8 protein-coding genes are annotated in these 7,917 nt (G+C 32.9%); 6 read left to right on the forward strand and 2 right to left on the reverse strand.

The window, feature by feature from the left end; all coding sequences use genetic code 11:
• Complete coding sequence (gene arsB / locus ACU1LP_RS15695; protein ID WP_445736749.1) at nucleotides 1-1,035, forward strand: ACR3 family arsenite efflux transporter; 1,035 nt, start codon at nucleotides 1-3, stop codon at nucleotides 1,033-1,035.
• Nucleotides 1,036-1,629: 594 nt separating this feature from the next.
• Here the strand turns inward: arsB and ACU1LP_RS15700 are convergent.
• Nucleotides 1,630-2,331 carry a Crp/Fnr family transcriptional regulator gene (locus ACU1LP_RS15700; protein ID WP_445734254.1) on the reverse strand — a complete coding sequence of 234 codons (702 nt, stop codon included), beginning with the start codon at nucleotides 2,329-2,331 and terminating at the stop codon, nucleotides 1,630-1,632.
• A gap of 109 nt (nucleotides 2,332-2,440) precedes the next feature.
• On the opposite strand from ACU1LP_RS15700, the gene ACU1LP_RS15705 reads away from it, so the two are divergent.
• From ACU1LP_RS15705 to ACU1LP_RS15725, 5 genes are all read left to right on the forward strand, one after another.
• The gene (locus ACU1LP_RS15705; protein WP_445734255.1) at nucleotides 2,441-4,054 is read left to right on the forward strand and encodes an NAD-dependent malic enzyme; all 1,614 of its coding nucleotides are present in this window, start codon (nucleotides 2,441-2,443) and stop codon (nucleotides 4,052-4,054) included.
• Between the two features lie 33 nt (nucleotides 4,055-4,087).
• Nucleotides 4,088-4,465 carry a DUF983 domain-containing protein gene (locus ACU1LP_RS15710; protein WP_445734256.1) on the forward strand — a complete coding sequence of 126 codons (378 nt, stop codon included), beginning with the start codon at nucleotides 4,088-4,090 and terminating at the stop codon, nucleotides 4,463-4,465.
• A 27-nt stretch (nucleotides 4,466-4,492) separates the two neighbouring features.
• Nucleotides 4,493-6,142: a SulP family inorganic anion transporter gene (locus tag ACU1LP_RS15715; RefSeq protein WP_445734257.1), complete on the forward strand. Its 1,650-nt coding sequence runs from the start codon at nucleotides 4,493-4,495 to the stop codon at nucleotides 6,140-6,142.
• A 196-nt stretch (nucleotides 6,143-6,338) separates the two neighbouring features.
• Nucleotides 6,339-6,533, forward strand: coding sequence for a type II toxin-antitoxin system HicA family toxin (locus tag ACU1LP_RS15720; protein WP_445734258.1), 195 nt, complete (start codon nucleotides 6,339-6,341; stop codon nucleotides 6,531-6,533).
• Nucleotides 6,534-6,535: 2 nt separating this feature from the next.
• Nucleotides 6,536-6,916 carry a type II toxin-antitoxin system HicB family antitoxin gene (locus ACU1LP_RS15725; RefSeq protein WP_445734259.1) on the forward strand — a complete coding sequence of 127 codons (381 nt, stop codon included), beginning with the start codon at nucleotides 6,536-6,538 and terminating at the stop codon, nucleotides 6,914-6,916.
• Nucleotides 6,917-7,225: 309 nt separating this feature from the next.
• Here ACU1LP_RS15725 and ACU1LP_RS15730 read toward each other — a convergent pair whose 3' ends face one another.
• A complete protein-coding gene (locus tag ACU1LP_RS15730) occupies nucleotides 7,226-7,762 on the reverse strand; it encodes an SEC-C metal-binding domain-containing protein (RefSeq protein ID WP_445734260.1) in 537 nt (178 codons plus the stop codon).
• Nucleotides 7,763-7,917 lie beyond the last annotated feature (155 nt).

The following is a 7,917-nucleotide window of genomic DNA, read 5'->3' on the forward strand; positions in this document are numbered from 1 at the left end:
ATGACAACAAAAAAACTACCTTTTCTTGACAGGAATCTGACGTTGTGGATATTTGTAGCCATGGCAATTGGAGTCGGACTTGGGTATTTTATCCCAACGTTTCCCAACATCATAGACTCATTTAGTAGCGGAACGACCAATATTCCCATCGCAATAGGCTTGATATTAATGATGTATCCACCTTTGGCAAAGGTCAACTATTCGCTATTGCCAAAAGTTTTCAGAAATATAAAAATCCTTTCTATTTCCCTTATTCTCAATTGGATAATTGGTCCCTTTTTAATGTTTGTATTGGCAATCACCTTTTTACGCGATTATCCCGAATATATGGTCGGACTTATTTTAATTGGTTTGGCTCGTTGCATTGCAATGGTTTTGGTATGGAACGACCTTGCGGAAGGCAGTAGCGAATATGGCGCAGGTTTAGTGGCTTTGAATAGTATTTTCCAGGTGTTTGCATACAGTTTTTATGCGTGGGTTTTTATTACCGTTCTTCCGCCTTATTTTGGATTTGAAGGTTCTATTGTAGATATTTCAATCGGAACAATTGCAGAAAGCGTAGCCATTTATTTAGGCATTCCGTTCGTGATGGGAATATTGAGCAGATTGATTTTAGTGAAACTAAAAGGCGAGGAATGGTACACAAGGAAATTCATCCCGACCATTTCGCCAATGACCTTAATTGCGCTGTTATTTACGATTATTGTGATGTTTTCTTTAAAAGGTGAGTTGATTGTGGAAATCCCGATGGACGTTCTGATTATTGCAGTGCCTTTACTTATCTATTTTAGCTTAATGTTCATCATTGGATTTTTTGTTACCAAAGCAACAGGAGCAGCATACGACAAGACAGCAGCAGTAGCATTTACAGCAGCAGGAAATAATTTTGAATTGGCAATTGCAGTTGCCATTGCGGTTTTCGGACTGAATTCCGGACAAGCGTTTGTAGGAGTCATTGGCCCATTGGTGGAAGTGCCTGCATTGATTCTTTTGGTCCGGGTTTCGTTTTGGTTAAAAAAGAAATACTATTCGTAGATATTGAACACAGAATTTTTAAAACAGTACCTCTATGCATAGATTCTATATAGGTTTTTGATTTTATTTCAGAATATTTTCCTAACAGGTACGAAATTATTATTGGTATCGTTAATATGTCAAATAGCACTAAAAAAGCGCTATCGATAAACGTCATATTCTGTACTATAATGTTCTGCGTTATGTAACTTGAGCTTTGGCTAAAAGCAGGACAGAACGTTAAGAAAAGGTCTGGGAGACCTTTTTGGTGAATGGGCCAGCAGGCGTGTTGGCATACTACAGTTTCTTAAAAAATTTATTCTAAAAGTTTCCTCTACAATGTTAATGAAACCGCTTGCGGTTCATGAACTCTTCGAAAACAATATTAACCTTGTGAATAAACACTTTTTATGCGAGGACGTAGGAGGGAAGCATAATGTGTGTGAAATGAGAACACTAAATCAACATAATAATGTTTTGATTAGTATCTTGGTGTTTACTAAAAAGAATTTGAGATTCATCAAAACCTCTTTTAGTTTTTAATGAATAAAATTAGAAAGCCTGATAAAGATGCATTATGGTTATTGTAATTCCAAAAAAAAGGGATCGTGCTCATTATTCATTTAGACCGTTTTCAACATTTAATAATTGAAGTATCTGTTCCGTATTCTTTATATAGATAACTCTTTTATCTACTTCAATAATCCCTTCATCCTTAAACTGTTTGAGGCTCCTTCCCAAACTTTCAGGTGAAGTGCCAATAATGTTGGCCAAATCTTCTCGTGTTAAATCAATACCACCTGCTTTATCATGTTTTTGGAATCGATTTTCTAAAATGAGCAAATTAATAGCCAATCGGGCATTAAGATTTTTTTGGGCAAGTACAGCAATAATATTGGCAAGAACCCCGAACTCATGACCTATATTTTTTATAAAAGTTTGTTGCAAAGCAGGAATATCCTGTAATAATTGAAAAAAAACATCTTTAGCTATAAAATTCACTTCCAAGTCTTCAAGTGCTTCACAAGAATCTTGATAGCGCTCCTCTCCAAATAGGGCATGATACCCCAGAACATCACCAGTCGTGTAGATATAAAAAATTTGTTCTGTTCCAGAAAAACCGCGCTTAAATTTTTTTGCCTTGCCTTTCTTAATTTGAAAGATGCCCGTAGGTATTCCTTCTTCATAAAACAAGAGACTACCTTTTTTTATCATTAAGGGTTCCATAGCATCATAAACTAATTTTTTTTCATCAGAAGTTAATGACTCAAAAAGTAGTTCACTTTGAAAATCAAATTGGGAATAGAAGTTTTTCATCAGTCAAATATATAATAAATAATATATAAATACATAATATTTGTTATATTTTTAAATAACATTTATTGTATATTTGTATTGTTAATAATATGTAAGATAGATTGATTAAATGATTTCAAATAAAAAAGGTTTTGAAGTTTTATATGATGGCAGAATAAGTAAATCATTGGCGTTCACAAAAGACGAAAGAGAACATCTAGGTTTACGGGGGTTATTGCCATATTCTGTTGTCGGTCAAAATATTCAAGTAAAACGGGTTATGGAAGGTTTGCGTCGCAAAGATTCAAACATCGAGCGTTATATAATGCTGTCGGCGCTGCAAGATCGAAATGAAAAGCTATATTATAGAATTATAAGTGAATATATAGAAGAAACAATGCCAATAGTTTATACCCCGACCGTAGGAGAAGCTTGTATAGAATTTTCTCATATTTTTAGGCGAGCCAAAGGATTTTATATCACGCCTGATGATAAGGGAGAAATATTAAAAATTCTGGATAATTGGCCAGAAAAAGATATTCGGGTTATCGTTATAACTGATGGACAACGCATATTGGGATTGGGAGATTTAGGGGCTAATGGTATGGGAATTCCAATAGGTAAGTTAGCTTTATATACAGCTTGTGCTGGTATTCAACCTAGTCAATGCTTGCCTGTTATGTTTGATGTTGGTACAAATAATAAAGAAATACGAGAAGATATCTTGTATTTAGGGTATCCTAAAGAACGATTGGAAGGAAAAGAATATTTTGAGCTAGTCGATGAATTCGTAATGGCGGTTCAAGAAAAATACCCAAATGCGCTCATTCAATTTGAAGACTTTTTAACCCCTAATGCCTACGCATTATTGAATATTTATAAAGAAAAAGTGCTGTGCTTCAATGATGATATTCAGGGCACAGCAGCTGTGGCATTAGCAGGTTTATATGCATCCACTCGAATCACAAAAATTCTTTTTTCAGAATTAAGAATTATGTTTCTTGGTGCAGGGTCGGCAGCCACAGGAATAGCTGATCTTTTAGTTTTGGCCTTAGTAAAGGAAGGGCTGAGTAAACAAGAAGCGTTAGAAAGATTATGGTTTGTAGATATTAATGGATTGGTGGAGTCGAGTAGAAAGAATTTAATGCCACATAATTTACCTTATGCGCATCATCACAAACCTTCAAATTTTATTGAATCGATCAAAACCATAAAACCTCATGTACTAATTGGTGCAACAGGCGCCTTCGGTGCTTTTACCAAAGAAGTCATTGAGGTCATGGGTAACATTAATGAACGTCCAGTTATTTTTGCTTTGTCAAACCCAACTTCAAAGGCAGAATGTACTGCTGAACAAGCCTATGCGTGGAGTCATGGTAAGGCTGTTTTTGCAAGTGGAAGCCCATTTGAAATGGTTAAGTTTAATAATAAAGAATATCGTCCAGGACAAGGTAACAACGCATATATTTTCCCAGGAATGGGTTTAGGGGTTATTATTGCCAATGCATCAATAATTCCAGATGAGCTATTCTTAACTGCCGCTAAAACACTTTCTGAAATGGTAAGCGATGAAAACATAGAAGATGGTGCGCTGTATCCTCGTTTAAATGAAATTAGAGTTCTTTCTTTAGAGATTGCTTTTGCGGTTGCCAAAAAAGCGTATGAATTAGGTATTGCTAGAAATAAAAAACCAAAGGATTTAAAGCAAACTATTAGTGACTATATGTATAATCCAATTTATTGAATACTAATTGAAGAAATTCCATTTTAAGACTTTATGAAAAAAGGAACAAAGCTATGCAGTGTTTTAAAATTAAAATGCCCACGTTGCCAAATTGGAAATTTATTCAATAATCCAGGATTAATTGTGTTTTCAGGAATTCTTGATATGCCAGATAAATGCCCGCATTGCAAGCAGGATTTTAAGTTAGAACCAGGATTTTACACCGCTGCTTTATGGATTAGCTATCCTATTGTGCTTATCATTTTTATTCCTTTAATAATATGGGGGTTCTCATTGGATAACATGAATAGCTTTTTCAAATTTCTTTACCCATTAATCATACTCTTTAGTTTTTTGTTGCAAATCCCTTTAATGCGAATCGCAAGAGCTATTCTGTTAAATATGACCATTGATTATACAACAAAATGGTAAATTATAATTAACACCTAAAAGCAACAAATGCACAAAGAATTTATACCAAAATTATTTTCTCTATTAAAGCAAGGGATATCAAAAGAAACTTTAACAAAAGATATTCTTTCGGGATTAATTGTTGGAATCGTTGCTTTACCTTTGGCCATTGCTTTTGCTATTGCCTCTGGTGTTTCTCCTGAAAAGGGAATCATAACAGCAATCATAGCAGGAATAATTATTTCTACTTTTGGAGGTAGTCGGGTTCAAATTGGAGGGCCAACAGGAGCCTTTATTGTTATCGTTTATGGTATTGTCCAACAATACGGAACAGATGGGTTGACCATCGCTACTTTTATGGCTGGCTTTATCATCATTGGATTTGGATTAGTGCGACTAGGAAATTTATTAAAATACATTCCATATTCTCTCATTGTGGGTTTTACAAGCGGAATTGCGCTCATTATTTTCTCCTCTCAAATCAACGACTTTTTTGGGCTCCATATCGCTAAAGTTCCTGCTGATTTTATAGATAAATGGGTCGTATATTTTAGTAATTTCCACAAAATAAATTGGTATGCTATTAGTATTGCCGTAGCAACTATATTTATTACACTTTATTTTCAAAAAATAATAAAAAAGATTCCAGGATCTATCATTGCCATAGTTCTATCCACCATAGTTGTAGTTGTATTTGACATTCCTGTAGATACCATTGAAAGTAATTTTGGTAATATTCCAAACCAGTTGGGCTTGCCCCATATTCCTAATGTTAATTTCGATACCATTCAAGCGCTTATTCAGCCAGCATTTGCTATTGCCATATTAGGAAGTATAGAATCACTCCTTTCTGCTGTAGTTTCAGATTCAATGATTGGAGGAAAACACCGTTCAAATATGGAATTAGTAGCGCAGGGAGCAGCAAACATTTTTTCTTCTCTCTTTGGCGGTATTCCGGCTACAGGAGCCATTGCAAGAACCGCAACCAATGTAAAAAATGGGGGACGAACACCTATTGCCGGTATAGTTCACGCTTTGGTACTATTGGCTATTATGCTTTTATTTGCGCCTTATGCCAAATTAATACCTATGTCATGTCTGGCAGGTATTTTAATGGTTGTTGCCTACCATATGAGTGAATGGAAACAATTCATATCTATTCTAAAAGGTAATAGAATGGATATTATTATTTTACTTACTACTTTCTTTCTTACCGTTGTCTTTGATTTGGTAATTGCCATAGAGATTGGGATAGTTTTATCCAGTTTTATGTTTATGAAAAGAATGAGTGAATCTGTAAATATTCAAGATTTTTCATCTGAAAACGGAAATGGTGAGCATCTATTTGATGAAGAACTATTAAATATACCAAAAGGAGTTGTTTTATATGAAATTAATGGACCTCTATTTTTTGGAGCGGCCAGACAATTTCAGGAAACCATTACCAATACGCATTTACAGCCAAAAGTTATTATCATTAGAATGCGTTATGTGCCATTAATCGATGCTACTGGATATCAGAGCATTAAAGAAATAATAAAAACCTATAATGCTCGAAAAATAAAAGTAATAATATCAGGTATTAGAAAATCCTTGAGGAAAGATTTTGAAAAAAATGAGATGTTTTCATTTATAGAAAGTGATCTTGTAGTTGAAGAAATTCATACAGCTATTGATAGAGCCAAAGAAAATTTATAGTTTTACGCACGAAAAAGTAGCAGCAATTACCTTTGGAAAAGATATTTCTAAATTAAGTTGTTATACCTTTTTTAATAGTTGTTGTTGTTTTAACGACCTCATAAAATTTTGGTTAAAACAATAGGAGAAATGAGCGTCCATATTTTTAGGGGTTTAGTAATACAGATTCTTAAGAGTTTCAACTATAGATATACAAGTGCCAAAAATTGATAAACTTATATTAAAATCACATTTCGGTTTTGAAGAAATGCCTCAAAAAGGAAAAACTGGAGGTTCAAGAAGAAAGTTTATAATTAAACAAAAGGATGTGATTAGTTTACATGAGCCACATCCAAAGAAAATAGTAAAATCCTATGCGATTAAACAGATTATAGAACATTTAAATTTATAATTATGAGTGATTATTTGACATACAAAGGATATTTTGGAACTGTAAGTTTTAATTCAGACGATGAAGTATTTTATGGAAAGATTTTTGGAATTAGTGATTTAATAAATTTCGAAGGATCGTCTGTAAAAGAATTAAAAGAATCTTTTGAGGAATCTTTAGATGATTATTTAGAGACATGTAAAGAGTTAAAGAAAGAACCAAATAAAACATTTAAAGGAAGTTTTAATGTAAGGTTAAGCATGGAATTGCATAAAAGAGCAGCAATGATTGCCAACCAAAAAAGAATTTCTTTAAATGATTTTGTAAAGAAGGCCATTGGCTATGCTGTGTCTCATGATAAAGATATTGATGAAAATATCACAATGAAAACACAAAAAATGTAATTGAAGCTCTAAATATAACAAGTGCATAGAATTTTATTTTTCTTAAAATTTATGCTCTTGTGGCAATCCACGAGAAATACTCTATTTTAATTATGAATCAGCCACTGGCTAATCCCTAATTATAAATGTACTATAATGTTCCGTGTTATGTAACTTGAGCTTTGGCTAGAAGCGAAAGTATTTCTTCAGTTTCTTGAAAAATTTATTCTATAATGTTTCTTCTGCAATGTTAATGGAACACTCTTTTTTACGAAGCGACGATAGGAGAGAAGTGGAATGTGTGTGGAATGGGAATAAAAATACTAAAGTTTAAAGCGTTCGTTTTTGCTTGTTAGAAATAAAGTGTTTTGAATAGTTAGTATTTACAGTTTTTTCAAAATTTATTAAATCTGAAATCAATCTATTCTTTGATAAACTATTCAAGGACTTAATCTTCATCAAATGGCATTGTTTTATCTTCAAACCACTTCCGCATAAACACAATTCATTACGGCTAGGAATGGTATTAGAAGCAACAGAATAAATAATAGCAGTAATAATGCTAAGATCATCAATTCCTAGCTCATCTTTATAATATTCTATAACTCCATCAAAAAAATGTGAATATTCACCGTTTGCATAAGCTCCAGTTTCTTTCTTGAAAATATAATTAGTGAAAAAAGGATAAATTTTATATCTATAAAAAGCAGTTAGATTAATTCCTCTTCTTGAATCTTTTTCTAGAATGTGTTCTATATCTAAACAACAAAAACCATTTTCATCTATATGATTATCATCGATACGATTAATAATTTTTGATATTTCCTGAATTTTAGGGATAGAAAAGGGATACTTGTCTTTATTCAAATAAATTTTTATTTTAAATGTTTGATAATAGTTCCCTTTTGAATCACATACGTCTAAATCTCCAATTAAATAGCAAAATTTTGTAACTAATCAGTAGCAAATATATCGGTTTTGCATAAAACAGTGCTTCATTAACAATTTAAGTAATTTTATTA

Source organism: Mariniflexile sp., from assembly GCF_052728615.1.